Below are 24,465 nucleotides of genomic sequence, written 5' to 3'. Positions count from 1 at the left end.
TTCCTTCAGGCAGCGCGCTGGTCGAGACTCGGCTCATGAACCAGCCCCAGCACCTGCCGCGCTTCGCGCAGAGCCAGTTCGCGCAGCAGCGTTGCGAGCTGCTCGCCCTGGTAGTTCGCCATGGCCTGCACGAGGCCATCCTCGTAGTCGTCGAGGCGGATCGTGTAGCGGTTGGAGCGCACGCGCTTGGGATCGGGGTACATGGGTGGAGCCTTCCGAGGATTGCTGCAGGGAAAGGTCAGGCCGTGAGCGGCGTGTTGGTGCGGTCGCATTCGTCCAGGCCGCGAAGGGCGGCAAGGCGGACCACAGAGGCCATGGAGCGCTGCTCGCGAGCGGCGCGGCTCTTGAACCGCTCGAGTTCGTCAGGGTGCAAGCGCACGGCGACGGGCTTATCGCTGACTGCGCCATTTGGAGCGCGACGGACGCGGGTCTTGGAGGCGGGCTTCATGGGCGTCGGCTGTATGCTTGTGAAACGAAGAATTGCACAGTGAAGCGGAATATAGAGCAGAAATCTGCTTATTGCAACGTGATGGATGAAAAAATCCGCTTATCAATTGGCGCGCGCTTGAGAGAAGAGCGTGAGCGGCTCGGCATGTCGCAGACCTCCTTTGCGGAGCTGGGCGATGTTTCGCTGCGCGCAGAGCAAGACTGGGAGAGGGGCAACTCTGCCCCGAAGGCGGACTTTCTCGCTGTTGCAGCTACGCACGGGGTTGATGTGCTCTATGTGCTGACGGGGCAGCGGACGCCGAAGACAGCTGCCTCACTCAGCCAGGAGCAGCAGGCGTTGCTGGACAACTACGATCACGCCGACGAGGAAGGAAGGGCTGCGGCCCGGAGGGTGCTTTCTTCGCTCGCGAAACAGAAAACTGGTTAGCAAACCGCCCTTGTGGCTCCAGTTGCTTTTGGCGCTGCTGCGCGGGGCGATGACGGACGATTGGGTCGACCTGAGCGAAGTCGCACAAGGCCTTCGCGAACACTTCGCTGATGCTGATATTTGCCCACGTCGCTTTTTTGTCTACGGCACAGTAGCAAGAGCAACGCAAGACAAAGAGGGTAGGAGGGACTGATGGCGGATTCGATCTTTCTGCATGGGATTGCTTTGGCCAACTATCGAGGCATCGGCGATGCCTTGAACTACGTTGGGCCATTTCAAAAGTTCAATTTCTTTATCGGACCAAATAACGCCGGTAAATCGACAGTTCTGAACTACATCTCTCGGCATCTGAGACCCCACGTAACTGAGAGGTCGACCAGCCAAGCATCCGCTCCTCAGATCGAGCCGCTGTACAAAAACATTTCTAATCCCAATGGGGAAATGGTTCTTGGAGTGGGCCTTTCGTCTGCGCAGGTCCGAGGGGTGCTGGAAAACTTGTTCCCGGGCCACCAAGTCTTTGTCGATGTTGGGCTGGGACTACTTTCTGTCTTCGGCAAGGACGACATGTTCTGGTTCCGGCGGGGTGATCGTCCACCATACGCCCTTCAAGCACTCAAGCCGTCGAAGCTTGATACGCAGGCGCTCGCGCAGAAGATCGGTCCAGTGAACGTCCGAGACTTCTGGAGCGCGTTGGTTGGAATGACAGGAGGGGATTCAGAGGCTTGGGTGACGCAATCAATCGAGCGAGTGCTGACGCATGTGCCAGCATCAATACCTCCTGCCGCGATGGTGCCTGCAATACGTGCAGTTTCTGACAGAGGGCAGGACTTTACTGATTGGTCCGGCCGAGGTCTGATAGAAGAGTTAGGCAGGCATCAAGACCCAGACTACGACGAACAATTCAAGAGGGTGAAGTTCAACTCGATCAATGAGTTCGTGCGCGCGGTCACAGACAACTCGAGCGCGGAAATTCGAATCCCGCATGATCGAAAGCACATTCTCATCTTGATGGACAACAAGCTCCTTCCGCTAAGTGCGCTAGGCACGGGTATCCAGGAGGTTGTACTGTTGGCTGCGTCCTGCACGTTCATGGAGCGCCAGATCGTGTGCATTGAAGAGCCCGAGGTGCATTTGCATCCCTTGCTTCAGAGACGGCTCGCACAGTATCTCGCTGAGCAAACCTCAAACCAGTACTTCATTGCGACGCACTCAGCAAGCATCATTGATGCGACCGCAGCTGCGGTGTTCCACGTCTCAAACAGCGATGGCGAAACGTCTATTGCACCAGCGTTGACATCGTCAAGCAGGTTTCAAGTCTGCCGTGATTTGGGCTATCGAGCGTCTGACTTGCTTCAGTCGAACGCGATTATCTGGGTGGAAGGCCCTTCAGATCGCATCTACATAAATCACTGGATTAAAGCGCTAGCGCCCGACCTCAAGGAAGGGATCGACTATTCGATCATGTTCTATGGCGGGCGGTTACTAAGCCATCTGACAGCGAATGACGATGAAGGGCAGAAGGACGTGGAGGCTTTGATTGCCGTCCGCCAACTCAACCGGAACTTGTGCGTGGTGATGGACAGTGATAAATCAGGACCTGATGACTCCATCAATGCCACCAAGCAGAGAATTCTTGCCGAGCTAGCTAGCGATCGCGGCGTCGGTTGGATTACCGACGGCAGGGAAGTTGAAAACTATGTGGAGAGCGAGACCATGACCAGGGCTTTGAAAAAAGTCTATGGAGATCGCTTTCACAAGCGACTCAAGACCGATCAGTTTTCGCACGTACTCCCATTCAAAAAGCCCGATGGAACCAAGATGGAGAAGGTCGACAAGGTCGCAGTGGCGATGGAGGTGTGTAGTGAAACGGCGAACGTTGATGTGCTCGACCTTCGAGAACGAATTGGAGCAGTGATCGTGCTCATTCGGAGTTCCACGCTTTAAGTGGGTGTTCGCGTCATCCCTGCATGTCGCAGGGGCTGCTTTGCGTCGGTCGCAGTTTCTGGAGCTTAAATCGATATGGCAACTGTTGAGAGTTCATCCAATCTCACTCCAACTGCGGGAAAGATCAAGCTTCAGGGAAAGTACCTTTCTCCGCTCGTCGAGTACGTCAACAGCCTCGAACTTCGGGACGACATGTTTCTGATTGCTCCGGGGCCGAAATTCCAAGCGCTCAAGGAGAGCATGGCTAGGGTTTTCGATCCACACATTGAAGTCGACGATGTGCAGTCTATTGTGTTTAGACAGTGCATACAGTTCGAGAGAAAATGGTCGGGCAAACGAAGCGGCGCTCTTTCATCGGAGGAGAATCAAGATCTGAGAGACGAGCTTATCGGCCAGATTAAGAGCTTTTTTGAATCGATCCCTCGTCCTTGTACTCTCCGGCTTTCGCTCCCAAGCTTTCCCCGATTGGCAGGCCCAGTGAGGAGAGTTGCGGAAGACGTTCGCTTCGTGTCGGTTGCGGCTCCACCGACAGAAAACAAGCTGCGAGGGGGACCGCTTTCCCTCCTTTTCTCCGAAACTGATCCAGCACCGGATACGTGGCTTGAACTGATGGCAACCGGGTATGCCGACCACTCACCAAATTCGCGTACTGCTGCTGAATGCCTTTCGATGGCGAAGCAGTGCGCCTTTGTCTTGACTGGGCTCGGGCTTTGCACAACTCACTGGAATCCTCGGAGGGCGAATGCCACTTTTTCTGATGGAGCCTCAGAGCCGTTCTACGCGATGGAAATCCCCGAGGCAGTTCAACGACTGTATGGTCGTCTTCAGATCAATGAGTCGAAGCTGCGCGTGCGCGGCAGTGCGCCGAAAGGCACGGAATCGGATCAAACTTTGCTGACTGAGCCGGATCGAGAGCCAAGGAGTGATGAAGAGCGATTGATTGCGATTGACAACATGCTCGGTCCGCTGCGCCGCTACTTCAACGCGCGTTCAGAACAAGATTTTCAACAGGTTGCTGCGGCGATTGAGTGGTATCAGGATTCGGTCTATGCCGATAACGATACCTTCGCCTACATTGCGGCATGTGTTGGATTGGAGGCTCTGATCGGGAGCGAAGATGAGCACCTCGATTCATTATCTAAGCGGCTTGCTGATCGGTATGCTTTTCTTATTGGAACCAGTCGCAAGGACAGGGAAGAACTCAGGCAGCAATACAACAGGGTGCTTCGCGTTCGCGGAGAGCTGGTGCACGGGAAGGCTGCGCGCCTAGCACCGAAAGAGAGATCCCTGCTCAATACAGCGCAGATGATGCTGATGCGCCTGATTTGGAAGGAGCTCAATCGTGTTTGGAAGGCAGTGGAGTCGTAGAGCAGATTAATCGTCTTCGTCGATGCTGCTCGGCTCATTCGCCTCAGTCTTGGAGACTTCCATCTCAGCATGAGTGGTGAATCCACCGTCCGGCGTCATGGTGTGCCGCACTTTGATCGTCAGCCATTCGGTCTCGTCGATCTCCGGCTTCCAGCCTGACACCTTCACCGGGGTCTGTGGTGTCAGCATGGGCTGACCAAGCGCCAGCGTCAGGTTGAAGGTCGCGAGGCCCCGCTGGATGCGTCGCCACTCTGCCTGCGCGGCGGCGCGCGCGTCGGCCTCGTTTGCGAACGTGTCTTTCAGCCGCTTCGCGTTGCCACTCTTACCCACCAGCACGCCGCGACGTTTGGCCCGCTTAGGGTCGTGCCAGTAGGCGCGCACGCCGCTGTAGGCATCCCGGTCGCTCGTGTGATACCGGTGCAAGTCGCCATCGGCTCTCGTGATCTCGATGACCGGGATGCTTTCACCCGTCGACGTGATCGTGCCGACGATGGGCAGGAACAGCAACCGACCCCGCTTGATGGTCGCCACTGCGTCGTGAAGCTTTGCCAGGCGGGTGATGAAGTTCAGGTCACTTTCGTTGGTCTGGTCGATATGCTCGATCTGCCTCGCACCCAGGGCGGGATCGATCCGGGCCATCAGCTGGTGCCTCGCGGCCGTCTGCCGCACGATCTCGCCCACGGTGACCCCGTGGTAGCTGCGCTCCACGCGCGTGCGCAATGACTGATGCATGTCGGCGCTGCGGGCCCGGATGCAGATCTGGTCGGGGGCGCCGCTGTGCTCGGCCTCGCCGACGATGAACGTGCCCTTGTCGACCAGGTCGGCACCCACCCAGCCGATTGCCAGTTGCAGCTCGCGGCCCTTTGGCGGGATCTCCAGTGCCCCGTCATGGTCGTCGAGCACGAGATCGAGCTGGTCGGCCTCGTTGCCCCGGCACTCGTTGAGCGTCACGCTGATCAGGCGTGCGTCCACCATCGGAGTGATGTCGCGGTCCCCGATCTTGAGGCGGTAGGTGGGCGCTGGGTGGGCTGGGTGCTGGTCTTGCGGATCCATCCTCACGCCTCCACGTCATCGCCGGCGCCGTCGTCATCGCCAATGGAATCGGTCTGCCCGTCGTCGACGCGCTCGAGCTGCAGCTGGAACTCGATGCGCCGGGCCGCGCCGTTGGGCAGAAACACGGTCTTCGTCTCGGTAAGGCTCTCGATCACGTACAGGCCATACACGATGCCGGTGCCGTCGACCAGCGGCCACGAGGCGCCCAGGTTGCCCATCTCGCGCAGCTCGTCGAGGGCGACTGTGCCGCCCGTCAGCTCGGGCATCAGCACGCCCGACAGCTGGAAGGTGTCGTCGCCCACACCAAGGAACTGCCGCGCCGCGCGCGCGCCGATGCGGCTGTTGCTCGCGTGACGCCACTTCATCTGCCGTTGCAGCTCCTGAAAGGCCAGCGTGTCGAGACAGAAAACGAACTGGCCGAGGGCCATCATCATGTCCATGGGGGCTCCGGTCAGTCGATATCCGACAGCGAGGACTGGCCGGCGGCGCGCTTGGCGCGCTCGCGGCGATCCAGCTCGGCCGAGACGGCGCGAGCAACGGCCTGCGGGTCCATGCCCGGCGCCGCGTGGATGTGGATCTCGTACTTGGTGGGTGCCATCGGCGCAAGCCGGCCGGCGCTGGTGCTGATGGGCGCGCGGTTGTCGATCAGCGGCATGCTGTCTGCGCCGGCGGTCATCGGCAGGACCGAGGCTGCAGCCGCCGCGACGCCGAGCGCGGCCTGGCGCACGTACCCCGCGCGGCTGGCGATGCCGAGCGCGGCACCGTTGCTGATCTCGCCGCCGGCCAGCATGAAGACGTGGCTCGGGCTACGGATGCCGAGCTTCTCCTTGAACCACGCGAGGGCCGAATCCGCCGCCCCGGAAATCGCGGTCTGAACCTGCCCCAGCGCGCCCGTGATGCCGTTGGCCAGGCCCGTCATGATCTGCGCGCCGAACTCGGTGAACTTCGCCGGCAGCTCGAAGCCAAACCAGCGCATCGACTCGGCGAAGGCCTGGTAGAAAAGGCCCACCGGCGACCAGTTCAGGATCGCCGCGCCCACGGTGGCGAGGGCTGCAGGCACCGAGCCGCCCAGGTACTGCCAGAACTGGTCGAAGGCAGCCTTCGCGCGGTTCCACAGGTCGACGAAGAAGGTGCTGATGGGGCCCCAGTACCGGTAGATCAGGTAGGCGGCTACAGCGATGGCGGTGATGATCAAGCCGATGGGGTTCAGCAGCAGCGCGCGGCCGAGCCACAGCAGCGCGGTGCCGGCAAGGCGGAAGCCCGTGGCGAGCAGCCCGAGCACCCGCGCGAGGACGCCCCCCTGTAGGCCCATGGCCGCGAATGCAAAGCGCATCGCCACAAAGCCGAGGATCGCGGGTCCGACCACCAGCAGGATGCCGCCGAGCGCGACCAGCGCCACTGCGAGCACGCCGATGCCGGTAGCCAGGATCTGAGCGAGCCGTGGGTTGGCCGCCATCCAGTTCGTGAGGCCTTTCATCGCCGCCGTCGCAAGCCGCAGCGCTGCGAGGTAGGCCGGCATGATGCTGTCGCCGAACTGCTTGTACAGGTCGTTGCGCCGTGCGGCCAGCTCCAGCTCGGCGCCCGAGCTGGTCTGCAGCGCGCGGTCGTAGAGCGTGCCGGTGCCATCGGCGCCGGCGTTGAGCTTCGCGTTCTTGTGGATCTGGTCGCGCTGCAGGTACATCTGCGCGAACAGGTTGGAGGCGGTACGGTTGCTGAAGATGCCGCCCATGGCGTCGAGCACGTCCTGCTTTTCCGTGATGCCCTTGGCCTTGAGCGCCGGCAGCAGGATCTCCTCCATCCAGCGGAACTGGTTCTCCCGGAAGATCTCGCTGCCCTTGAGCGCGCCGACGCCCAACTGCGAGATCTGGCCGACCTTGTCGTGCTTGACCTTCGAAGGGTCGGCGATCAGCCCGAGGTCGCCGAGCATCATGGCCGAGCGCTTCGTGGTCTTGCCCTGGTAGATGTTGGAGTAGGCCGACATCATGGCCGTGCCCACGCGGTGGCCGCCCATTTCCTGTACCAGCGGCTCCATCTGGTAGTAGAGGGCCTCATCGGTCAGGCCCTTGGCCGCGACGCCGCCGGTCTTGATGACGTTGAGCCACTCTTCGCCCTGGACGCGCCCGCCCGTGGCGGCGATCACGCGCTGGATCTTGTCGGCCTGATCCTTGAACACCTGCTCGTTCGCCAGGCCGCCGCGCAGCTCGATGACCTTGAGCATGTCCATGAACTTCTTCTCGTTCTCGTGGCCTTGCTCCTCGCCGTAGATCGCCTCGTTGGCGAACTTCATCTTCGCTAGCGTGGGCGCGACCATCTCGGCGTGGTGCAGATCGGCGAACACGCTGAGCCCGTCGCGCACGAGGGACAGGTTGTCGCGGGTGCTGGTGCCGTAGGTCTCCATGGCCTTCGCGTACTTGATCGCGTCGCCCGTGACCTTGTCGCCCAGGCCGAGCGCGGCAATGCGCTGCTGCTCGGTGGCGAACTTCGAGCTTTCGGCGATGGGCGCACGCATGGCGTGCAGCACCGCAAAGCCGGACCCGGCGGCGACTGCCCCGGCCACGGTCGTGTTGTGCCCGAGGTGCCGGCCCTTCTGGTATTCGGCCTTGGCCGCGTGCATGGCGCGCTGGCGCTCGCCGAGCTGCTTGAGCTTCGTGGTCTGCTCGTCGATCACGCGGTTGGCGGCCGAGATCTCGGTGCGCAGCCGGCGCTCGTGGGTGCCCATGGCGGCGGCGCTGATGCCGGCGGCCGTGAGCTTGTCGCGCAGGGCCTGCACGCGGGTGGCCTGCCGCTGATGCTGTTCGCTCAGCGCCGCCGCCTCGCGCTTCGCGGCGGCGAAGTCGCGGATCATGGCCTTCGAGGGCGGGCCCATGGCGCCCAGCCCCTGCGCCAGCTGCTTGACGCGCGCCTGTGCGGCCGTCAGCTTCGCCGTGGTGTCCTGCAGGCCGGCGCGGATCTCGCGGAACTCGCCGACGCTCTTCTGCTGGGTATTGAGCTCCTTGAGGCGGTCGCGTGCCTCGCGCAGCGCCTTGGCGGCCTTGCTGCTGCTCTCGGTGACCTTCTTGAAGGGCGCGGAGGCCTTGTCCAGCGCCTGCAGGATCACCATCAGGCGCAGATCGCCACTACCGGACATGCGCACCCCCTTGTGAGGCCGCCACGGGGCGCTGATGAGGCTGGAAGGGGGAGCGGTGGCGCATGGGTCTACTTGGGCGGTTCGTGGCGTTCACGGGCGCGCTCGCGCCACTGCATCAGGTCGGGGACCGACATGTCATCCATCTGGGCAGGGGCCCAGTGGAAGACGAAGGCGAGGTCCGCCATCGCGTCTTCTACGTGCTCTGGGATGCGGGAATCCGGTCCGCACTCGGCAGCAAAAAATTCACCATCTCCGCGCCGAGCTGCGCCAGATCGGACGGCTCCAGCGCCTCGATCTCCGGCTTCGTGAGCGTGGGAACCGTGACGCGGGGCAGCACCATGGTCAGGGCAATCACGTCCATCTGCATGAGTGCGGACAGCGAGGTGCCGCGCAGCTCGCCGGAGCGCGGCTTGCGGATGAGCACCTTCGTGATGGTCTGGCTGCCGCGCACGATGGGTGTATCGAGGGTGACTTCGCCGGCAGCATTGTTCGGGGTGCTGCTGGGCTTCGGGGTGACGTCGATCACGCCGGGGTCGTTGTTGTCGTGGAGGTTCATGGTGCAGGAAATGGGAGTGGAAAGGGACGGGATGCGCCGGCAGCTGCCGGCGCGGCTGGGTCAGGTCAGAACAGGCCGAGCGCGCGGCGGATCTGCGCCATGCGGTCGACACCGCCGACCACCTCGATGAAGTTGACGAAGTCGATCTCCACGATCACCTCGCCGTCGATGGTGAGCTTGTAGTAGCTCAGCGAAGACTTCACCTTGATCTCGGTCTTCTCGCCGGCCTTGGCGTTGCCGAAGTCGATTTCCTTGTGACGTCCGCGCATCACCACTTCGCAGGACTGCACCTCTGCGGTGTCGTCACCTTGAATCGCGCCGGCAAGCCGCAGCAGCACCGCGTCGTGGGTAGGTGCGCCCCACTGGGTGAGCAGACTCTTCATGTAGCCGGCGGCGGTCCATTCGAACTCCAGCGCCTCCATGCCGAGATCGATGCCGACCGGGCCGTTCATGCCGCCGGCGCGGTATTCCTCCATCTTGCGGCTGAGCTTGGGCGGGGTGGCCTCGGGCACTTCGCCGAGATAGGCGTTGCCGTCGTTGAATAGGATGAAATTCTTGAGTACACGGGGGAGGGACATGGTGCTTTCCTCTGTAGATCAGCGGGTGAGAGCCGTCAGGCCTTGGCGACCTGGTCGGCGAAGTTCTCGTAGTAACGGCCCGTGATGCGCTGGCGGAACATCAGGTTCTCCAGGGGCGCGCAGGGCGTGAAGTCGTAGTCGAGGATCAGGTTCCCGCTCTTGAGCTCGTCGGCGGTGTTGACGTCGCCGTCGACGGCCCAGACGCTGCCGCCCACGAGGTAGCCCGAGCGGGTCAGGAAGCGGAACTTGCTGTTGACGCCCTCGAGGATGTCTTTCACCAGGCCGGGCAGCAGCGGTTTGTCGTTTGCCCACATGTGGGCCTCGGCGATGGTGTCGGCCAGCACCTGCGCCGTGCGCGTGGCGGACTCGAAGGCGAAGAGCGGGTCGTCGCTGCAGGTGCGCGACCCCCAGAAGCGGTAGCCGTCGCGGTTGATCAGCGTGGTCACATCGCCGGCGTTGAGCACGCCCGCGTCGGTGGCCGGATCCTGCAGATCCCAGTAGATGTCCTGGCTGATGCCCGTGACGCCGTCGATCGCGACGTTCGAGAGCGTCTTGTGCCAGCCGATCTCGTTGTCGATCTTGGCGCGCAGGCCGAGCGCGAACGCGACAGCAGGGGCCCGGGCGTTGGTGTTAGCGACCGTGTCCCAGGCGAGGAAGTCGGGGTGGATCACCATCAGCTCGCGCGCGCCGAACTGCTGGCGGTATGCCGTGGCTTCCTCGACCGTATCGCAGCCCCAGGCGTTGACGTAGGCGAAGCCGCGCAGGCTCTTGGCAATCGTGGAGAGCGCCGTTGCAACGGGCTGCGTATCGAGTCCAGGGCAGCCGAGGATGCGAGGCTTGATGCCGAGCTTGGACTGGGCAGAGAGCAGGGCCTTCATGCCCGTTCGCTGGCCGCTGGGCAACACCGTGCCGATGACGTTGCTGGTGGTGGCGGCTTCATCGGCGCCGGGCTCGACACGGACCACGACCGTGATGGGCCGGGCCAGAGCCGCGATGTATTCGAGCGTCTTCTTGAGCGTGCCGGTCGTGCCGGCCTTGCCCATGGCGTTGTATACGTTCGTCACGAGGACGGGCGTGTTCAGCGGGAAGGTGGCCGGGTCGGCATCCGGTGCGGTTGCGACCAGGCCGATGATCGACGTGTTGATCACGCGGATGGGGCGCGTGCCTTCGTTGATCTCGAAGACGCGCACGCCGTGGTGGTACTCGGTGGTTGCCATGTGATGCTCCTGTGAAGTTTCGGATTCGATGCGGTCAGTCGGCCGCAGGCGGTTCGTTGGGTGTGTCGGCCTGCTCTTCTGCGGGCGCTTCGGGGGACGGGACGGTGGGCGCCTCGAGCGGTGGAATCACGAGAGCCGGCAGCAAGCCGGTCAGCGTCGCCTGGCTGGGCTCGCTGGCAAGGCCGGCCTTCACGCGCTCGAGGATCTCGTAGCAGGTGGCCCAGACAGCCGACCGCCACGCGCGCAGCGCTCGGCCTTCGTTCTGGAACTTGGGAACGGCGGGCTCGTCGGCGTAGGTGGTTGCGGTCTTGATGTCGTCGTAGCCGAGCGAGCGCGCCATGGCGTCCATGTACTCCTGCACGTGGGCCCGCAACGCCGCCTGGCGCTCTTCGAACGTGGGCGCGGGTGCCGGAGGAGGGGGCGGGGGCGTCGTCGGGATCTCGGGCTGTGGCGCGGGAGGGATCGCCTCCAGGGCCCACTTGCCGCGCACCATGCGCGCCTTCATGCCGTTGGGGGCGTTGGGCGGTGCCATCTCGGTTGCCAGCGCGGGATTGAGCAACGCATAGACGGCCTTGCCGGTGCGCTCGGTTTCGACAGGGTCGAGCGGGTGCGCCGATTCGCCGATGAAGAACCCGGTGTCGGGGTCGATCAGGTAGATGGTTTTGGTCATGACGTGCGGGCCCGGTTCAGTAGCTCATCCATGCAGGGAACGCGACGTTGCGCGGGCGTGCTTCAGAGCCGTCCGCGTTGATCGAGATGCCCGTCGCGCTGTTGTTGAGGTAGATGCCGGTCTTTCTCGTATCGATGCCGACGTTGTGGGCGTGTGCGCCGTCCCAGTTGATGGCTCTGGGCGAGTCGATGCTGAAGTCCGAGTAGTTCGACGTGCCGCGATCCGAGTCGGCAACCTGCGCCGGCACGTTCATGCCGTGGTTGTGTGATCCCGCAGAGTCGGTCCACCCGCCGTGCAAGTGGCCGGGGTCGTTGACATAGTGGCCGTGCGCCGGGTCCGTGACACCGTGGGTGTGTGTGTTGTTGGCGGCCGCTTCGGCCGAACGCAGGACGCGCGACGCGTTGACGCCCCGCCCGTTGTCCAGGCAGCGGATGAACTCGCCGCGAAGCTCCACGAGCGAGAACGTGCCGGTGCCCGACAGCCCGAGCCGTGCGACCAGATCGGGGTAGTTGGCCTGGTTGTAGGAAACGTCCGCGCGGATCGGCAGATAGCCCGGAATGCTCGACGGGTTGTCGTAGCTGTAGAGCACCATGCCCGGCTGATGCCACGGCGCGCGTACATAGGCGGTGCCGTTCCAGATCATCTGGCGGATGTGAGGCGTCTGTACCGTGATGACCGGGCCGATGTTCACGGTGGGGACGTTGTTGAAGGGCCCCCGGAAGGCGTACATCGGGTGCGGATCCGGGTCGCTCAAGTGGGTGTTCCATCGCGCGAGCACTTCGGCATCCGAGGCGTACTGCGGGTGCGGATCTGCATCGGCGACATGCGCCGCCAAGTCCGCATCCGTGGCGTACAGGGGATGAGGGTTCGCCTTGGCTTCGTGCACGGCCATGCTGTCGCCGAGCGCGGCGGTGAGCTCGGCGGCGGTATGGCCCCACCGCGTCCACTTCGTGGCGTCGGTGCCGGGCGGGATGTTGAGGCTGTCGGCCACGCTCTTCCACGTGACGCCGCCGTAGCTGACGTAGGCGACGTTCGCCGGGTAGCTGAAAGCGGGATCCCATGGCGTGACGTTGCGCACCCGCTGGTAGCGCGTGCGGTTCGCCAGCTCGCGCGGGGGGCGGTTGTCGATGCCGGAAGGGCCGCCCAGGACCGGGTCATCTTCTTCCAGCTGGTAGACGCCGGTCTCCCACTGGTCGGTTTCGTTGAGGTTTGCCATCAGGCGCTTCCGTGGTTGTAGGCACCGTCGCGTCGCGTGGCGCCGTTGTGGCTGTTCGCGACCGTGGCGTACCGCAGCGCGACCAGGTGGCAGCGCGCAGGGGCGACGGACGGCAGGAGCTTGCGCAGCCTGTCGGCCTGCGCATTGGTGATCGGGCGTTCCAGCGCCACCATGTAGGTCGCCCACGAGGTGGCGAGCGAGGCATGCGGATAGACGCCGTCGCGGCGGATCGTTCCGTTGTGGGTGCGACCACCCACGCGCTCGATGATGTCCACCTCGCCGAAGCCCAGCGAGCGGATCAACAGGCGAATCGCCCAGGGCGTGCCCTTGTGGCGGTGGATCTCGATGCTGTTGAGGATCAGCGAACGCTTGGCGTCATCGGATTTCGCGTCCTGCCAAGCCTCGACCGACAGCGTCCACGAGAGCCACGGGAGCAGCGGAGACAGGCAACGCATGGCCGTCCATAGGTGCCGCAGGCCATCGGTATTCAGCTCCAGCGGCGAAGCGCCGGCGAGCGCGAGTTCCAGCGGGGTGCGGTTGGGCGGCAGCAGGCGCTGCGCGGGCGTGAGGCTAGCCACTGACCACCTCCTCGAGCACGTTGATCGCCGTGACGCGCACCCACTGGGTCTTCGAGGACAGCAAGTCCGCCGGCGGCATCGTGATCTCGACGCGGTCCACGCCTGGCTGATGCAGCGCGGCATCGATGCCGGAGTGCGGTAGCCCCTTGCCGAGCTTGCGGATCTTCAGGAGCCACTTGTCCAGCGCAATCTTTCCGTTTGCCAGTGCCACCTCGCCCGCAGGCCCCTCGTACCGGTAGACCTTCGCTGTGATGACCGTCTCCAGAATCTCCGGCCCCTGTACGGGCACGCTGTCGCACAGCGGGCGGATCTTCTCGTCGTTGAGCGCGGCGCCCACGGTGACGAGCAGAGCTTCGGACGGAACGCCGCTCGGGGCGGTGGACAGCACCGTCACGCGCACGGTGCCGGGGTTCGGGCTGTCAATGCCCACGTCCGCGACCTGCGCGCTGGCGCTGAGTGCGTGGAAGCGGTAGCTGTCCACGGGCCCGGCGGTGGTGATGCCCTCGGGCGCGAGCTGGATGCGTTCGCGGAAACGCTCGTCGTCTTCGTAGACGGCCTCCACCGGCGGAACGGCAGTCGGGTCGGCGGGCGTGACGACCAGGCGGAAAACTTTGTAGTTCGCACCGAGGTTGTCAAGGTCCGTGCCCGTGGCGTAGGCCAGCATGCAGGCCTTGGCCGCGTCGTTGATGCGCTGGCGCATCAGCAGCTCCTGATATGCCATCTCCTCGAGCAGCTTGTAGGCCGGGTCGGATTCGAGGACAAGGCCGTAGTCCGGGTAGCGTGCCTGAAACGAGGCAAGGCGCGCGGCGAGGATCACCTCGAAGTCGAGCACCTCGATCACGGCCGGCGCCGGCAGCAGCGACATGTCCATGCTCATGCGGCGGCTCCTATCTGGACCGGAACGCGCATCGAGAGCACGCTGCGGCGCTGGCCCGGCGGGCTGTAGATGCCCTGCAGGTCGAGCACCACCTGGCCGGCGGTCTCGGTGCCGAAGATCTGCACGCGCGACAGGCGCAGGCGCGGTTCCCACTTCATGAGCGCGCCTGCCGTCGCCGCGTACAGGCGCACGCGGGTGGCGCCGTTGTCCGGGTGGTCGATCAGTTCGGGCCAGAGGCTGCCGTAGGCACGGCGCATGACGCGGGCGCCCAGCGGCGTTGTGAGGATGTCGGCGATGCTCTGGCGCAGGTGCTCGATGCCGTCGAGCGCTTTGCCGGTGACGCGGTTCATGCCGCTCATGGCACCGCACCGCCTGCGGTCCGACCGCTGGCGTCCTGCTCGATGTGGCCGTGGCCCTGCACGCTGATGCTGCCGGCCACGATGTCGCCGCCGTCGGTGGTGAGGCCGTGGCCGTTGATGAACTCCATGTCGCCGTCGATCTGGGCCGTCTTGCCACCGGGCCCGGTGCCGGAGCCGGCCATGCCGGCGGTGTAGGTGAGCAGGCCCTGCACGACCAGCTGGCCCGTCACGATGTTCATCGGCGCGTCGAGGGTGATCTCCTGCGAGTGAACCTTCGCGCTCTCGCTGGCGGTCACGTCAGCCGTCTTGCACTGCACGGTGATCGACTCCGGCACGGTGATGTCAGCGGTGCCGCCGCCGGGCAGAGTGACCTTCAGCGCGCTCGCGTTGTGGTCGTATTCGAAGACGGCGCCATCCGGGTAGGTGGTGCGCTCGACGTCGGGGCTGTTGCTGTTGGCGGGCACGCCGTCGCTGAAGATGCCCACGAGCACGAAGCCCGAGGCCATGTCTCCACCGGGCGAAAGCACCATGCACTGCTCGCCGACAAAGGGAGGGGACCAGTGCCGCACGTTGCCGGCGCGGCGCGCAAACCACGGCAGCCAGTTCGTTTCGAGACCGCCCGTCTTGACACGGCATTTGTAGCCCGGCTCGTCGACCGCCGAGACCGTTCCAGCGCGCACGAGGTTCTCGATCAGGCGCTGCAATTCGAACGGGGACGGGGTCTTTCCAGACATGCCGTCGATGGTGCCGACCGTGCGCGCGCGACGCACTTCATATCGGTTGTGCGAGTGCGATCTACAACCGAAAGATCAGGTCGCGAGGTGCTGGAGAAGCATGTCCTTGACCAGATCACGCTCGGCGTCGTTCATCGAGAGCAGACCGCGCGCCGGGTACTGGTAGGTGGGCCCGCCAGGCTGGACCAGATCTCGCAGGCCTTCGTGATGCACGCGAGCAATGCGTGCGGTCCGCCCGAAGAAGCCTACCGCTACGCCGTCGTCCTCGGCCTCCACGCGCAGATGACGTGTCGCGCGCAGCTTCTCGAACATGGTGCGTCGGATACGGCCCTTCTGCAAGCGCGCGTTCGTGGTCTTGCGCGGCTCGTAGGCCGTGCCGTCTGGGTTGCGCTGAGACGCGATGCGCTCGGCCTGCATGCGGCGCAATGCGATACCGATCTTGCGGGCCAGCGCGCGACGCTTCGGTGCGGTGAGCTTAGACAGCAGAGGCGTCGCCCAGTCCTCGAGCGCGCGCAGATCGTCGATCACGTCAGAACTCCGTGGCCGGGAAATCCCAGGCGGCGAGCTGCTGGCCTTCGAAGAAGACCACGATGCGCTCGGCCTGCGTGATGGTGCAGAGGTGCGCCGGCTCTGCCGCGTGAGTCACGTCGTAGCGCTTGACCGTCTCCGGCGACGTGGGGTCGGGCCCGGGCTTGACGATCACGCGCTCGGTCAGGTCGATCTCGATGGACAGATCCATCGTTTCCTTGTTGAGGTATTCGACCTCGAAGCGCAGGCTCTTCTCTCGGAGGTCCGGGTTCTCGAAGATTTCGACCTGATTGGCGCGCAGCCAGGCCAGCAGCGGCACGAAGATCGCGTCCGCGTGGCTGCTGTAGTCGAGCACCACGAGCTTCAGCGTGTAGCGGTAGACGAACGACAGCGAGGCCGCCGCAGCGGCAACGATCCGCCCGTTGGTGATGAAGATGGTGAGCTTGTCCGGGTCGTTCTGCAGCTCGGGCGTCGCGGCCGACAGGTGCGCGCGCAGGCTATGGGGTTTGAGCACTGGCGCTCCCGGCCCGGGTCAGGGCGTTGATTCGCTCGCGGACTTCGTTGTAGCGGTCGACGCAGGCGTTGAGGTCGAAGATGGCCTCGTCTCCGTCGCCGGCGATTCCTGCCACAGCTGCCGCAAACGCTGGGTCAAGTTCGGCTCGCGCTTGCGCAGGCTCGCCGGCAATGGTGGCACCTGCAGGCCCGCCTGCAGGACAGGCGGCGATGCGGGCGGGGACTGACACCCGCACACCACCAGTGCGAAGCTTGTGCTCCAGAAGAGCTTTTTCGCCTTGAACACGTTGGATCTCCTTTGCATGCGCCGCATCGCGCGCGGCGAGGTTCTCGGTCATCTGCCATTGCGCGGACAGGGTGCGCGTGAAGGCGTCGACGGCAGCGCGGGCATTCGCGGTGCGCTCGGCCTGCCACTCCAGCCGCACGGCGCTCTCGGCGGACTTGCCGGCCAGGTGCCAGATCAGCCCTGACCATGCTGCGCAGACGGCGACGGCGAGCAGGTAGGGCAGGGCCTTCAGCAGCCGGCTCATGGGAACTTCGCCAGCGCCGCCGAAATGGCCGGCTTGGGGTCCGAGCCGAGGAACAGCAGGCGCTCGGCCTCGCGGCGGCGCTGCAGGCCTTTGAGCACCGTGCCGCCCGACATGTTCCAGCGCGGGAACTGCGCTGCGGCGCCGGCCGTGTCGCCCGCATTGAGCAGGCGCACGAGCGTGGACTTCGCGAGCGCGTCGGCCCCGGCGTTGTAGAAGATCGAAACGAGCGCATCGAACTGCCGCTGGGAGACGGCCACCGAGACCGTGCGCCGCACCGCAGGCTCGAATTCGCCGGACATGCGGCGCGCGTAGCGCTGGTCGGCCTCGGCCTGCGTGATGGTCAGGCCGAGCACGACGTCGGGCCCGGTGTCGCCCCAGCCGATGGTCCAGGGCTTGCCGCTGAGCCGCGCGAAGGCTGCCGGCACCGTGGTGATGCGGTAGGGGTCAATGCGGGCCGCGCTCAGCGCTTTGAAGAGCGGCGAGCCCGGGTCTGGGTATGCGAGCAGCCTGCACTGCTCGAAGTAGTGGGCGACCTCGTGGCCGTCCGCGCCCATGCGCAGCTGCTCATTCATGGCGGATCTCCCGGCTCACGTCGCGGCCGTGCAGGCGGTTGTTCTGCCCGGGGAACAGGCGGTTGATGGCGAAGCCCAGCTCCGAGATCGCGGCGAGCGCGACGGCCAGCAGCAGCCAGGGGTGCTCGCGCTGGCCGAGGAAGGCCGCCCAGCCGAAGTAGCCGCACAGCAGCGACAGCGCGGCGATCTTGACCCTGCGGGCTTTGCCGCGCAGTGGTGCGTCGTGGATGTCGGGCGCCGTGTGCACAGCGAACTGCAGCAGCGCGGCCAGGCCGAGCAACACGGCGAGTAGCCACATCATGGTTTGCTCCTTTCGTCGGTGGGCGGCGCGAAGTCGGTGCCGCCGGGCGTGCGGGCAGAGTGATCGCGCCCGCGAATGGCGTCGAGTAGGCGCACCGCGAAACCGAGCGGGTCGTTGCGCATAGCACCGCCCACGGATCGCAGGCCCATCCAGATGTCCTCGCTGACCACCGCGCAGGCGCCGACGATGGCAAGGCGCAGCGTCTCGGACGCCACGAAGCCCTCGATGCCGAGGCCGACGAAGACCGCGACCGACACGCCGGTGAGCAGGGCGCGCAGGAAGCCGCACCAGCCACCGTGGCGCTTCTCGACGACACCCTGCGCGAGGCCGGCGAAGAGGCCCACCAGGGCGCTCGAAACGATGATTCCCAGCGTCTGGGGTTCGGTGAAGAGCTTCTTGAGCCAGTCTTGCATGTCTTCAGTCCCAGAGCTGCACGGTGCGGCGCGTCGTCGTGCTGGCGGGTTCGGCCAGCTCGACCAGCAGCCCGGCCGGCAGGATGGGCCCGCGATCAGCGAGCCCGGGGTTGAGTAGGAGGGTGGCTTCCACCATGCCCTGCGTGCGTTGCAGGTAGCGCCAGCACAGCAGGTCGACGGTGTCGTTCTGTTGGGTGCGGACTTGCATCAGATGAGCTCGACAGTGGTGCGGCGGATGCCGAGGAAGTCGGAGATCGCCCAGCGCAGGTCGCGGCGCAGATCGTCGGCGCGCAGCTCCAGCTTGTCTGCGGCCTTGTCGCCGGCTCCCGTTGTGTCGTAGTCGCGGTAGCGCTCGACGAGATCGGCCTGCACCGCGCTGTAGACGGCACGCAGGTACAGCGCCAGCTGCGCGCTCCTGCCGTCGACCTTTGGCGAGGGCACGTCCTCGAGCTTCTCGTGGCCGAGCACGAGCTGCGCGCTCTTGTACGGCGCCAGCTCGGCGTTGACGCTGAGCACGGCCTGAACGGCGCTGTGGCGCAGCCGGTCGGGCGTCACCGTGCCGTCGAGCCGTGCCGTCGTGCGCAGCTTCGCCAGGTCGATGTCGGGAAACCAGCCGTCGTTTGCCAGCGCAGTCTCTACGCCGGCGGCCGGAGTGGGTGGGTTTCCGAGGAAGTTCATGGCGAAGGGTGAAGAGGTCGGCGGTGGTCGGGCTTCATCCGCGGGCAGGCCGGTCAAGGTGCTTCAGGAATCAGCCCGAGCCGCCGGGGTCCGGGGTCGGACTCGGTTACGGCGCGGGGGGCGTCTCCGGCTTGTTGAGCCGGCGCTCCAGGCGCTCAATGTCTTTTTTCACGCCCACCTGTTCGAACAGGGCGAGGGCGCGCTGCAGGTGCTCCTGCGCCAGGCGCGCTTCGTCGATGGAGACCTTGTCGAAGTCCACGTCCGCCGAGCCAGCCTTGCCGATGACGGCGAAGCCGAAAGCCTTGTGCAGCTTGGCGCGGGCCTGATCGGGGGCGTCGAGATCCTTGGTGCCATAGAGGATCAGCGGCAGCAGCTCCCGCGCGTCCTTCCGCCTCATCTTTCCGGTCAGCGCAGCGGTGGCGAACTCGTCGATCAGGATCGTGGCCAGGTTGCGGTCGTACTGGTCGGGCGGCGCGAGGTCGTGCGCCACGGCGTACTGGGCGATTTCGATGGCGCGGTGGTAGTTGCCGGCGTCGATGTGCCACACGAGCACGGTGGTCAGCACCTGATCCTGCGCGCCGGTGCCGCCGGCCAGGGCGCCATCGATCCACGCGTCGTAGACAGGCAGGAAGGCGCGCTTCGCCTCGATCTTGCGCTCGACGGATTGGATGTCCTTGAGCGCACGGCGGTGCTCGGCGAGCTGCGCGAGCATGAGCTGGTAGGCGCTGCCCTGCAGCTCGCCGCCCGCCGGCGCCGTGGCGGACGCGATCATGGCGAGCTTGGTCTGCAGATGGCGCTGAGCGGGCGTCTGGCGCATGGTGGTCAGTCCTGAACCTCGATGTTCTCCACCAGTGCCGTCAGGCCGTAGTCCTCGATCACGAAGGCATCGTTGCTGGACTCGTAGTTCTCGATGCGGTTGCGCTTCGGGTTGTCCATCACGTTGCGGCGGCGTGCCGACTCCTGCCAGTAGATCGACAGGTTGTCCAGGCGCGTGATGAGAACCTTGTTCGCCGGGAAGTAGGGCACCGTGATGCCCGGCAGGCTGCCCAGACGCCGCTGGCTGCGCACGATGTCGGCGGCGAGGATCTCGGTGGGTGCGGTCGGGTCGTTGACCAGAGGGAACAGCTTGTCGTGCATCAGGTCACGGCCCACGATGGCGACCAGGCCGCCGTCGTCGCGATACCAAGGATCGAGCAGCGTCTTCGTGGCGTCGAACACGAGCGCGTCGAGGTTCTTGTAGTCGGCGCCAGCGCCGGCGCCGACCGTGACCTTGCCAGCGACGGCGCCGTGATCCATCACGCGCGACGGGGCGTCCGTCTTGATGTGCTTGAGCCAGCCGATGTTTACGTCCTGCAGCTTGGGGTTCGCTGCGAGGTCCGTCGTGACGGCGATGCTCTCGCCGTTGAAGCCGATCAGCACGCGGTCCAGCGCTTGGCGCTTGATGATCACGTCGCGCACGCGGGTCTGGAAGTCGGGGAACTTGGCCCATGCATCGAGCGTGGCGTACTTGATGTACGTGTCGTAGTTCGTCTGGGCGCACTCGTAGCCTTGGTTGTCGAGCGTCTCGACCGAGCGGGGCGAGCGGTCCGCCACATCCGTGTTGGTGCGACTCGCGATGGGACCGCTGACGCCAAGGCCGAGCTTCTCGCCCTTGAGTTCCTTCACGCCGATGATGTTGATCGAACTCAGGAACTCGCTCGACTCCTGCATCTTCGTCTCCAGCGTCTGCTGCACGCTCGGGGCGACGGCGAACACCTCGTTGGCGCTGGGCACGCCGCTGAGCGCGCTGAGTCGGCTCAGCCACTGGTTGAAGGCAAGGCGGGTATCTTTTTGCATGAATGGCTCCGGGTGATACGAAAGGGCTGGGGCGTGTTGAGGGGAGGGCGGATCAGCAGTCGGTTTCCTGCTGGTTCGGCTTGCCGCCGGTGGCCGGCGGGCGCTGCGAGTGCTTGCCGGCATCTGTCGTGTCGATGGTTTCGAACTTCGACTTCAGGTCGTTGTGCTCGGCCTCGAGCGCGTTGAACTTCTTCCGCAGGGCGGCGAGATCCTTGGAGGTCGTGCTGCCTTGCTCGACCGATGCCTGCAGCGTCTCGCCGAGATCGTCGAGCGCCCCCATCAGCTCGTTGGCCGTGGCGTCGTTGCGCTTCGACTGGGAGGCGAACTTCTTCGAGAACGAATCGCGCCAGCCCTTGACCTTTGCGAGCACGCCCTTGTCGTCTTCTTCGTCATCCTCGAATTCGAGGGTGACCTCGACGGCCTCGGAGAAGAGGTTGTCGGGCGCCTGCTTCTTCCCCTTGAAGGGGTTGCTGTCGGGGTTCTTGGCGGCAAAGCTCAGGATGTCGGTGCCCAGGCTGGCGGGGCTGTCGGTGATGCCCAGGCCGACCAGATAGGCCTGCCCGGTGTCGCCGAACTTCGGGTTCACCTCCATGCTGGTGTAGATCTTCTGGCGCTCCTTCGCCAGCTTGACCAGATCGGGCGTCGGGTCCAACTGCGCGAACAGCCCCAGCTTCTTCTGGCCGTCGAGGGTGACCTCCTCGGCCTTCAGCGCGGTCACGTCGCCGTAGGCCTTGAAGGGGCTGTCGGGCAGGGTGCCGCGAATGTGCTCGAGCCAGATGCGCGCGCCGTACTTCGCGGGGTCGAAGTTGGCGGCCATCTGCTGCAGCCAGGTGCGCTCGATGGTGCGACCGTCGGTGGTGGCGCCTTCGACGGCGACGCGAAAGAACTTGGACTTCTGGGCCATGGTGGTGTGCGGGTAGGTTGACGAGTGATGGCGCTGATGGTCTGCGGACCACGCGCGAGGCTCAACGCAATTCGGTTGTGTATGCGCGGTCTACAACCGAAACCCGGCTTAGAGGCGTCGCGAAGAGGCGCGAGCGCCCATAGCCTCACCGCCATGGATTCATGCAGCGATGTCGTCGAAGCGCCAGAAACGCCCGTGGTGGAGCAGCGGCGCGCGGCCCGGCATCTCTACTGGCAGGGCTGGCGCATTTCTTCTATCGCGGAACACCTTGGAATTCCGCGCACGACAGTGCACGGGTGGAAGGATGCCGAGCAATGGGACAAGGCGCAACCGATTCAACGTGTGGAGGGTGCGCTCGAAGCCCGCATGGTGCAGCTGATCGGCAAGGAGGCGAAGACCGGCGGCGACTTCAAGGAGATCGACCTCCTCGGCCGGCAGCTCGAGCGCGTCGCGCGCATCACCAAGTACGAGAAGACCGGCAAGGAAGCCGATCTCAACCCCGAGATCGAGAAGCGCAATGCCGGGCCGAAGAAGAAGCCGCAGCGCAACCACTTCACCGATGAGCAGGCCGACGAGCTGTACGAGGCGTTTCAGGACTCCCTTTTCGGCCATCAGAAGGTGTGGTTCCGCAACGGGCACGAGCGCACGCGCATGGTGCTCAAGAGCCGGCAGATCGGCGCGACCTGGTACTTCGCGCGTGAAGCCCTCGTCGACGCGCTGAAGACCGGGCGTAACCAGATCTTTCTGTCGGCCAGCAAGGCGCAGGCGTACATCTTCCGCCAGTACATCGTGCAGTTCGCGCAGGAGGCCTGCGGCGTCACGCTGACCGGCGATCCGATGATCCTGCCGAACGGCGCGCACATCTACTTTCTCGGCACCAACGCGCGCACCGCCCAGGGTTACCACGGCAACTTCTATTTCGACGAGTTCTTCTGGACGCACCGGTTCGAAGAGCTCAACAAGGTTGCATCCGCGATGGCGATGCACAAGCGCTGGCGCAAAACCTACTTCAGCTCACCCAGCTCGATCCAGCATGAGGCCTACGCGCGCTGGAGCGGCGCGCACTTCAACAAGAACCGGCCGAAGGATCAGCGCGTTGCCATTGACCTCTCGCACGACCGCCTCGCCGGTGGATTTACGGGCGAGGACAAGGTGTGGCGCAACGTCGTCAACATCATCGACGCCGAGGCGGCCGGCTGCGATCTCTTCGACATCGATGAGCTGCGCCTCGAGTACAACCCGCAGGAGTTCGCCAACCTGCTGATGTGCGAGTTCATCGACGACACGCAGTCGGTGTTCCCGATGTCGGAGCTGCAGGCCTGCATGGTCGACTCGTGGGTGGACTGGGCCGACGTCTACAAGCCGCTGGCGCCGAGGCCCTACGGCTACCGGCCGGTTTGGGTGGGCTACGACCCCTCGCACACCGGCGACACCGCCGGCTGTGTAGTGCTGGCGCCGCCGGAGCGCCCCGGTGGAAAGTTCCGCGTGCTGGAGAAGCATCAGTTCCGAGGCCTCGACTTCGAGGCGCAGGCCGAGGCCATCCGCAAGATCACCGAACGCTACAACGTGGCGTTCATCGGCATCGACACCACGGGCCTCGGCCAGGGCGTCTACCAGCTTGTGAGCAAGTTCTTCCCGGCTGCCAAGGCCATCAACTACTCGCTCGAGGTGAAGACGCGCCTCGTGCTGAAGGCGAAGAGCGTGATCAGCAAAGGCCGGCTCGAGTTCGATGCCGGCTGGGTCGATCTCGCGCACGCCTTCCTCGCCATCCGCAAGACGCTCACGGCCAGCGGCCGGAACGTCACTTTCGAGGCAGGGCGCACCGAAGACACCGGGCACGCCGACCTCGCGTGGGCCTGCATGCACGCCCTCGACAACGAGCCGCTCGAAGGCATCACCGCCGCGAACAGCGGCTTCATGGAGATTTCGTAATGGAACAGACAGCGCTTGCCGACAACCCTGCCCGCATGGAAGCGTTCACCTTCGGCGACCCGACACCGGTGATGGATCGGCGCGAGATCCTTGACTACATCGAGTGCTGGATGAACGGGCGGTGGTATGAGCCGCCGGTGAGCTGGGAGGGCCTGGCCAGGTCGTTCCACGCGAGCACGCACCACAGCAGTTCCATCTTCTTCAAGCGCAACATCCTGCTGAGCACCTTCGTGCCGCACAAGCTGATGGACCGCACGACCTTCAGCGCCTATGCGCTGGACTACCTGACCTTCGGCAATGCCTACGTCGAGCGGCGCGATTCGCTCACGCGGCGGCCGGTGGGCCTGAAGCATGCGCTCGCGAAGTACGTGCGGCGCGGTGTGGATCTCGAAAGCTATTTCTTCGTGCGCGGCTGGAAGGAGGAGCACGAGTTCAAGGGCGGCAGCATCTTCCACATGCGCGAGGCGGACATCAATCAGGAGGTGTACGGCCTGCCCGAATATCTGAGCGCGCTGCAGTCGGCCTGGCTGAACGAGAGCGCGACGCTGTTCCGCCGGCGTTACTACAACAACGGCAGCCACGCGGGTTTCATCCTCTACATCAGCGACGCGCAGCAGCAGCAGGGCGACGTCGACGCGATCCGCGAGGCCCTGAAGAGCAGCAAGGGCCCGGGCAACTTCCGCAACCTGTTCCTCTACTCGCCCAACGGCAAGAAGGATGGCGTGCAGCTCATCCCGGTCAGCGAGGTGGCCGCGAAGGACGACTTCTTCAACATCAAGAACGTGAGCCGCGATGACGTGCTGGCCGCGCATCGCATCCCGCCGCAGCTGCTGGGCATCGTGCCCAGCAACACGGGCGGCTTCGGCGCCGTGGTGCCAGCCGCCCAGGTCTTCGCGCGCAACGAGATCAAGCCGCTGCAGGACCGGTTCAAGGAGATCAACGAGTGGATCGGCGACGAGGTCGTACGGTTCACCGACTACGAGGTGCCAACGGGCGAGGCGACGGCCGCGCCCTGAATCACAAAAAAGACGGGCGACCTGTTCAGGTGTTGGAGCACCTGTTCAAGCCCCGAAATGCAGATCGAGCCTGCAAGCCGGCGAGGCCCGC

General features: G+C 64.8%; 31 protein-coding genes. 5 read left to right on the top strand and 26 right to left on the bottom strand.

Going from position 1 to position 24,465, the window contains the following annotated elements; genetic code table 11:
• Positions 1 to 5: 5 nt before the first annotated feature.
• Both ACAM57_RS18240 and ACAM57_RS18235 read right to left on the bottom strand, forming a co-directional pair.
• Positions 6 to 203 (bottom strand): hypothetical protein, encoded by a 198-nt coding sequence (locus tag ACAM57_RS18240; protein ID WP_176668854.1) that lies wholly within the window; start codon positions 201 to 203, stop codon positions 6 to 8.
• Positions 204 to 238: 35 nt separating this feature from the next.
• Positions 239 to 448 (bottom strand): hypothetical protein, encoded by a 210-nt coding sequence (locus tag ACAM57_RS18235; RefSeq protein WP_369658403.1) that lies wholly within the window; start codon positions 446 to 448, stop codon positions 239 to 241.
• A gap of 81 nt (positions 449 to 529) precedes the next feature.
• Between ACAM57_RS18235 and ACAM57_RS18230 the strand changes: the two genes are divergently transcribed.
• From ACAM57_RS18230 to ACAM57_RS18220, 3 genes are all read left to right on the top strand, one after another.
• Positions 530 to 874, top strand: a complete 345-nt coding sequence (locus tag ACAM57_RS18230; RefSeq protein ID WP_369658402.1) for a helix-turn-helix domain-containing protein — start codon at positions 530 to 532, stop codon at positions 872 to 874.
• A gap of 192 nt (positions 875 to 1,066) precedes the next feature.
• On the top strand, positions 1,067 to 2,818 hold the full coding sequence (locus tag ACAM57_RS18225; RefSeq protein WP_369658401.1) for an AAA family ATPase: 1,752 nt from the start codon (positions 1,067 to 1,069) through the stop codon (positions 2,816 to 2,818).
• A gap of 75 nt (positions 2,819 to 2,893) precedes the next feature.
• The gene (locus ACAM57_RS18220) at positions 2,894 to 4,186 is read left to right on the top strand and encodes a hypothetical protein (RefSeq protein ID WP_369658400.1); all 1,293 of its coding nucleotides are present in this window, start codon (positions 2,894 to 2,896) and stop codon (positions 4,184 to 4,186) included.
• 6 nt (positions 4,187 to 4,192) lie between these two features.
• Here ACAM57_RS18220 and ACAM57_RS18215 read toward each other — a convergent pair whose 3' ends face one another.
• From ACAM57_RS18215 to ACAM57_RS18100, 24 genes are all read right to left on the bottom strand, one after another.
• The gene (locus ACAM57_RS18215) at positions 4,193 to 5,239 is read right to left on the bottom strand and encodes a phage late control D family protein (protein ID WP_369658399.1); all 1,047 of its coding nucleotides are present in this window, start codon (positions 5,237 to 5,239) and stop codon (positions 4,193 to 4,195) included.
• A 2-nt stretch (positions 5,240 to 5,241) separates the two neighbouring features.
• Positions 5,242 to 5,679, bottom strand: coding sequence for a phage tail protein (locus ACAM57_RS18210; RefSeq protein ID WP_369658398.1), 438 nt, complete (start codon positions 5,677 to 5,679; stop codon positions 5,242 to 5,244).
• Positions 5,680 to 5,690: 11 nt separating this feature from the next.
• Entirely contained in the window at positions 5,691 to 8,366 is a 2,676-nt protein-coding gene (locus ACAM57_RS18205; RefSeq protein ID WP_369658397.1) for a phage tail tape measure protein, read from the bottom strand.
• A 68-nt stretch (positions 8,367 to 8,434) separates the two neighbouring features.
• On the bottom strand, positions 8,435 to 8,551 hold the full coding sequence (locus ACAM57_RS18200; protein WP_369658396.1) for a GpE family phage tail protein: 117 nt from the start codon (positions 8,549 to 8,551) through the stop codon (positions 8,435 to 8,437).
• Between the two features lie 8 nt (positions 8,552 to 8,559).
• Positions 8,560 to 8,922 (bottom strand): phage tail assembly protein, encoded by a 363-nt coding sequence (locus ACAM57_RS18195; protein WP_369658395.1) that lies wholly within the window; start codon positions 8,920 to 8,922, stop codon positions 8,560 to 8,562.
• A 65-nt stretch (positions 8,923 to 8,987) separates the two neighbouring features.
• The gene (locus tag ACAM57_RS18190; protein WP_369658394.1) at positions 8,988 to 9,500 is read right to left on the bottom strand and encodes a phage major tail tube protein; all 513 of its coding nucleotides are present in this window, start codon (positions 9,498 to 9,500) and stop codon (positions 8,988 to 8,990) included.
• A 35-nt stretch (positions 9,501 to 9,535) separates the two neighbouring features.
• Positions 9,536 to 10,717 carry a phage tail sheath protein gene (locus ACAM57_RS18185; protein WP_369658393.1) on the bottom strand — a complete coding sequence of 394 codons (1,182 nt, stop codon included), beginning with the start codon at positions 10,715 to 10,717 and terminating at the stop codon, positions 9,536 to 9,538.
• 34 nt (positions 10,718 to 10,751) lie between these two features.
• Positions 10,752 to 11,387 carry a hypothetical protein gene (locus ACAM57_RS18180; protein ID WP_369658392.1) on the bottom strand — a complete coding sequence of 212 codons (636 nt, stop codon included), beginning with the start codon at positions 11,385 to 11,387 and terminating at the stop codon, positions 10,752 to 10,754.
• Between the two features lie 16 nt (positions 11,388 to 11,403).
• Positions 11,404 to 12,603 (bottom strand): hypothetical protein, encoded by a 1,200-nt coding sequence (locus ACAM57_RS18175; protein ID WP_369658391.1) that lies wholly within the window; start codon positions 12,601 to 12,603, stop codon positions 11,404 to 11,406.
• The gene (locus ACAM57_RS18170; RefSeq protein WP_369658390.1) at positions 12,603 to 13,181 is read right to left on the bottom strand and encodes a phage tail protein I; all 579 of its coding nucleotides are present in this window, start codon (positions 13,179 to 13,181) and stop codon (positions 12,603 to 12,605) included. Before ACAM57_RS18170 ends, ACAM57_RS18175 begins: the two co-directional genes overlap by 1 nt.
• Positions 13,174 to 14,058 carry a baseplate J/gp47 family protein gene (locus tag ACAM57_RS18165; RefSeq protein WP_369658389.1) on the bottom strand — a complete coding sequence of 295 codons (885 nt, stop codon included), beginning with the start codon at positions 14,056 to 14,058 and terminating at the stop codon, positions 13,174 to 13,176. Before ACAM57_RS18165 ends, ACAM57_RS18170 begins: the two co-directional genes overlap by 8 nt.
• Entirely contained in the window at positions 14,055 to 14,417 is a 363-nt protein-coding gene (locus ACAM57_RS18160) for a GPW/gp25 family protein (protein WP_369658388.1), read from the bottom strand. Before ACAM57_RS18160 ends, ACAM57_RS18165 begins: the two co-directional genes overlap by 4 nt.
• On the bottom strand, positions 14,414 to 15,151 hold the full coding sequence (locus ACAM57_RS18155) for a phage baseplate assembly protein V (RefSeq protein WP_369658387.1): 738 nt from the start codon (positions 15,149 to 15,151) through the stop codon (positions 14,414 to 14,416). The genes ACAM57_RS18160 and ACAM57_RS18155 overlap by 4 nt, the downstream gene beginning before the upstream one ends.
• Positions 15,152 to 15,226: 75 nt before the next feature.
• The gene (locus ACAM57_RS18150) at positions 15,227 to 15,679 is read right to left on the bottom strand and encodes a phage virion morphogenesis protein (protein ID WP_369658386.1); all 453 of its coding nucleotides are present in this window, start codon (positions 15,677 to 15,679) and stop codon (positions 15,227 to 15,229) included.
• A 1-nt stretch (position 15,680) separates the two neighbouring features.
• Positions 15,681 to 16,193 (bottom strand): phage tail protein, encoded by a 513-nt coding sequence (locus tag ACAM57_RS18145; protein ID WP_369658385.1) that lies wholly within the window; start codon positions 16,191 to 16,193, stop codon positions 15,681 to 15,683.
• Complete coding sequence (locus ACAM57_RS18140) at positions 16,177 to 16,722, bottom strand: lysis system i-spanin subunit Rz (RefSeq protein WP_369658384.1); 546 nt, start codon at positions 16,720 to 16,722, stop codon at positions 16,177 to 16,179. Before ACAM57_RS18140 ends, ACAM57_RS18145 begins: the two co-directional genes overlap by 17 nt.
• A complete protein-coding gene (locus ACAM57_RS18135; protein ID WP_369658383.1) occupies positions 16,719 to 17,294 on the bottom strand; it encodes a lysozyme in 576 nt (191 codons plus the stop codon). Before ACAM57_RS18135 ends, ACAM57_RS18140 begins: the two co-directional genes overlap by 4 nt.
• The gene (locus ACAM57_RS18130; RefSeq protein WP_176663647.1) at positions 17,287 to 17,595 is read right to left on the bottom strand and encodes a hypothetical protein; all 309 of its coding nucleotides are present in this window, start codon (positions 17,593 to 17,595) and stop codon (positions 17,287 to 17,289) included. Before ACAM57_RS18130 ends, ACAM57_RS18135 begins: the two co-directional genes overlap by 8 nt.
• Complete coding sequence (locus ACAM57_RS18125; RefSeq protein ID WP_369658382.1) at positions 17,592 to 18,008, bottom strand: hypothetical protein; 417 nt, start codon at positions 18,006 to 18,008, stop codon at positions 17,592 to 17,594. The genes ACAM57_RS18130 and ACAM57_RS18125 overlap by 4 nt, the downstream gene beginning before the upstream one ends.
• A 4-nt stretch (positions 18,009 to 18,012) precedes the next feature.
• Entirely contained in the window at positions 18,013 to 18,216 is a 204-nt protein-coding gene (locus ACAM57_RS18120; RefSeq protein ID WP_369658381.1) for a tail protein X, read from the bottom strand.
• Entirely contained in the window at positions 18,216 to 18,686 is a 471-nt protein-coding gene (locus ACAM57_RS18115; RefSeq protein WP_369658380.1) for a head completion/stabilization protein, read from the bottom strand. Before ACAM57_RS18115 ends, ACAM57_RS18120 begins: the two co-directional genes overlap by 1 nt.
• A gap of 106 nt (positions 18,687 to 18,792) precedes the next feature.
• A complete protein-coding gene (gene gpM / locus ACAM57_RS18110) occupies positions 18,793 to 19,503 on the bottom strand; it encodes a phage terminase small subunit (RefSeq protein WP_369658379.1) in 711 nt (236 codons plus the stop codon).
• 5 nt (positions 19,504 to 19,508) lie between these two features.
• A complete protein-coding gene (locus tag ACAM57_RS18105) occupies positions 19,509 to 20,522 on the bottom strand; it encodes a phage major capsid protein, P2 family (protein ID WP_369658378.1) in 1,014 nt (337 codons plus the stop codon).
• 52 nt (positions 20,523 to 20,574) lie between these two features.
• Positions 20,575 to 21,426: a GPO family capsid scaffolding protein gene (locus ACAM57_RS18100; RefSeq protein WP_369658377.1), complete on the bottom strand. Its 852-nt coding sequence runs from the start codon at positions 21,424 to 21,426 to the stop codon at positions 20,575 to 20,577.
• Between the two features lie 153 nt (positions 21,427 to 21,579).
• On the opposite strand from ACAM57_RS18100, the gene ACAM57_RS18095 reads away from it, so the two are divergent.
• Positions 21,580 to 23,358: a terminase ATPase subunit family protein gene (locus ACAM57_RS18095; protein WP_369658376.1), complete on the top strand. Its 1,779-nt coding sequence runs from the start codon at positions 21,580 to 21,582 to the stop codon at positions 23,356 to 23,358.
• On the top strand, positions 23,358 to 24,374 hold the full coding sequence (locus tag ACAM57_RS18090) for a phage portal protein (RefSeq protein ID WP_369658375.1): 1,017 nt from the start codon (positions 23,358 to 23,360) through the stop codon (positions 24,372 to 24,374). The genes ACAM57_RS18095 and ACAM57_RS18090 overlap by 1 nt, the downstream gene beginning before the upstream one ends.
• Positions 24,375 to 24,465: the final 91 nt, after the last annotated feature.

This window comes from Variovorax sp. V15, assembly GCF_041154425.1.
In the GTDB taxonomy this organism is placed as follows: Bacteria; Pseudomonadota; Gammaproteobacteria; order Burkholderiales; family Burkholderiaceae_C; genus Variovorax; species Variovorax guangxiensis.
This window is presented reverse-complemented; position numbering and strand designations above follow the sequence as displayed.

Coding starts and splice junctions, on each gene's coding strand:
- ACAM57_RS18240 (WP_176668854.1), bottom strand. CDS start 203: ATGTACCCCGATCCCAAGCGCGTGCGCTCCAACCGCTACACGATCCGC.
- ACAM57_RS18235 (WP_369658403.1), bottom strand. CDS start 448: ATGAAGCCCGCCTCCAAGACCCGCGTCCGTCGCGCTCCAAATGGCGCA.
- ACAM57_RS18230 (WP_369658402.1), top strand. CDS start 530: ATGGATGAAAAAATCCGCTTATCAATTGGCGCGCGCTTGAGAGAAGAG.
- ACAM57_RS18225 (WP_369658401.1), top strand. CDS start 1,067: ATGGCGGATTCGATCTTTCTGCATGGGATTGCTTTGGCCAACTATCGA.
- ACAM57_RS18220 (WP_369658400.1), top strand. CDS start 2,894: ATGGCAACTGTTGAGAGTTCATCCAATCTCACTCCAACTGCGGGAAAG.
- ACAM57_RS18215 (WP_369658399.1), bottom strand. CDS start 5,239: ATGGATCCGCAAGACCAGCACCCAGCCCACCCAGCGCCCACCTACCGC.
- ACAM57_RS18210 (WP_369658398.1), bottom strand. CDS start 5,679: ATGGACATGATGATGGCCCTCGGCCAGTTCGTTTTCTGTCTCGACACG.
- ACAM57_RS18205 (WP_369658397.1), bottom strand. CDS start 8,366: ATGTCCGGTAGTGGCGATCTGCGCCTGATGGTGATCCTGCAGGCGCTG.
- ACAM57_RS18200 (WP_369658396.1), bottom strand. CDS start 8,551: ATGGCGGACCTCGCCTTCGTCTTCCACTGGGCCCCTGCCCAGATGGAT.
- ACAM57_RS18195 (WP_369658395.1), bottom strand. CDS start 8,922: ATGAACCTCCACGACAACAACGACCCCGGCGTGATCGACGTCACCCCG.
- ACAM57_RS18190 (WP_369658394.1), bottom strand. CDS start 9,500: ATGTCCCTCCCCCGTGTACTCAAGAATTTCATCCTATTCAACGACGGC.
- ACAM57_RS18185 (WP_369658393.1), bottom strand. CDS start 10,717: ATGGCAACCACCGAGTACCACCACGGCGTGCGCGTCTTCGAGATCAAC.
- ACAM57_RS18180 (WP_369658392.1), bottom strand. CDS start 11,387: ATGACCAAAACCATCTACCTGATCGACCCCGACACCGGGTTCTTCATC.
- ACAM57_RS18175 (WP_369658391.1), bottom strand. CDS start 12,603: ATGGCAAACCTCAACGAAACCGACCAGTGGGAGACCGGCGTCTACCAG.
- ACAM57_RS18165 (WP_369658389.1), bottom strand. CDS start 14,058: ATGAGCATGGACATGTCGCTGCTGCCGGCGCCGGCCGTGATCGAGGTG.
- ACAM57_RS18160 (WP_369658388.1), bottom strand. CDS start 14,417: ATGAGCGGCATGAACCGCGTCACCGGCAAAGCGCTCGACGGCATCGAG.
- ACAM57_RS18155 (WP_369658387.1), bottom strand. CDS start 15,151: ATGTCTGGAAAGACCCCGTCCCCGTTCGAATTGCAGCGCCTGATCGAG.
- ACAM57_RS18140 (WP_369658384.1), bottom strand. CDS start 16,722: ATGAGCCGGCTGCTGAAGGCCCTGCCCTACCTGCTCGCCGTCGCCGTC.
- ACAM57_RS18135 (WP_369658383.1), bottom strand. CDS start 17,294: ATGAATGAGCAGCTGCGCATGGGCGCGGACGGCCACGAGGTCGCCCAC.
- ACAM57_RS18130 (WP_176663647.1), bottom strand. CDS start 17,595: ATGATGTGGCTACTCGCCGTGTTGCTCGGCCTGGCCGCGCTGCTGCAG.
- ACAM57_RS18125 (WP_369658382.1), bottom strand. CDS start 18,008: ATGCAAGACTGGCTCAAGAAGCTCTTCACCGAACCCCAGACGCTGGGA.
- ACAM57_RS18120 (WP_369658381.1), bottom strand. CDS start 18,216: ATGCAAGTCCGCACCCAACAGAACGACACCGTCGACCTGCTGTGCTGG.
- ACAM57_RS18115 (WP_369658380.1), bottom strand. CDS start 18,686: ATGAACTTCCTCGGAAACCCACCCACTCCGGCCGCCGGCGTAGAGACT.
- gpM (WP_369658379.1), bottom strand. CDS start 19,503: ATGCGCCAGACGCCCGCTCAGCGCCATCTGCAGACCAAGCTCGCCATG.
- ACAM57_RS18105 (WP_369658378.1), bottom strand. CDS start 20,522: ATGCAAAAAGATACCCGCCTTGCCTTCAACCAGTGGCTGAGCCGACTC.
- ACAM57_RS18100 (WP_369658377.1), bottom strand. CDS start 21,426: ATGGCCCAGAAGTCCAAGTTCTTTCGCGTCGCCGTCGAAGGCGCCACC.
- ACAM57_RS18095 (WP_369658376.1), top strand. CDS start 21,580: ATGGATTCATGCAGCGATGTCGTCGAAGCGCCAGAAACGCCCGTGGTG.
- ACAM57_RS18090 (WP_369658375.1), top strand. CDS start 23,358: ATGGAACAGACAGCGCTTGCCGACAACCCTGCCCGCATGGAAGCGTTC.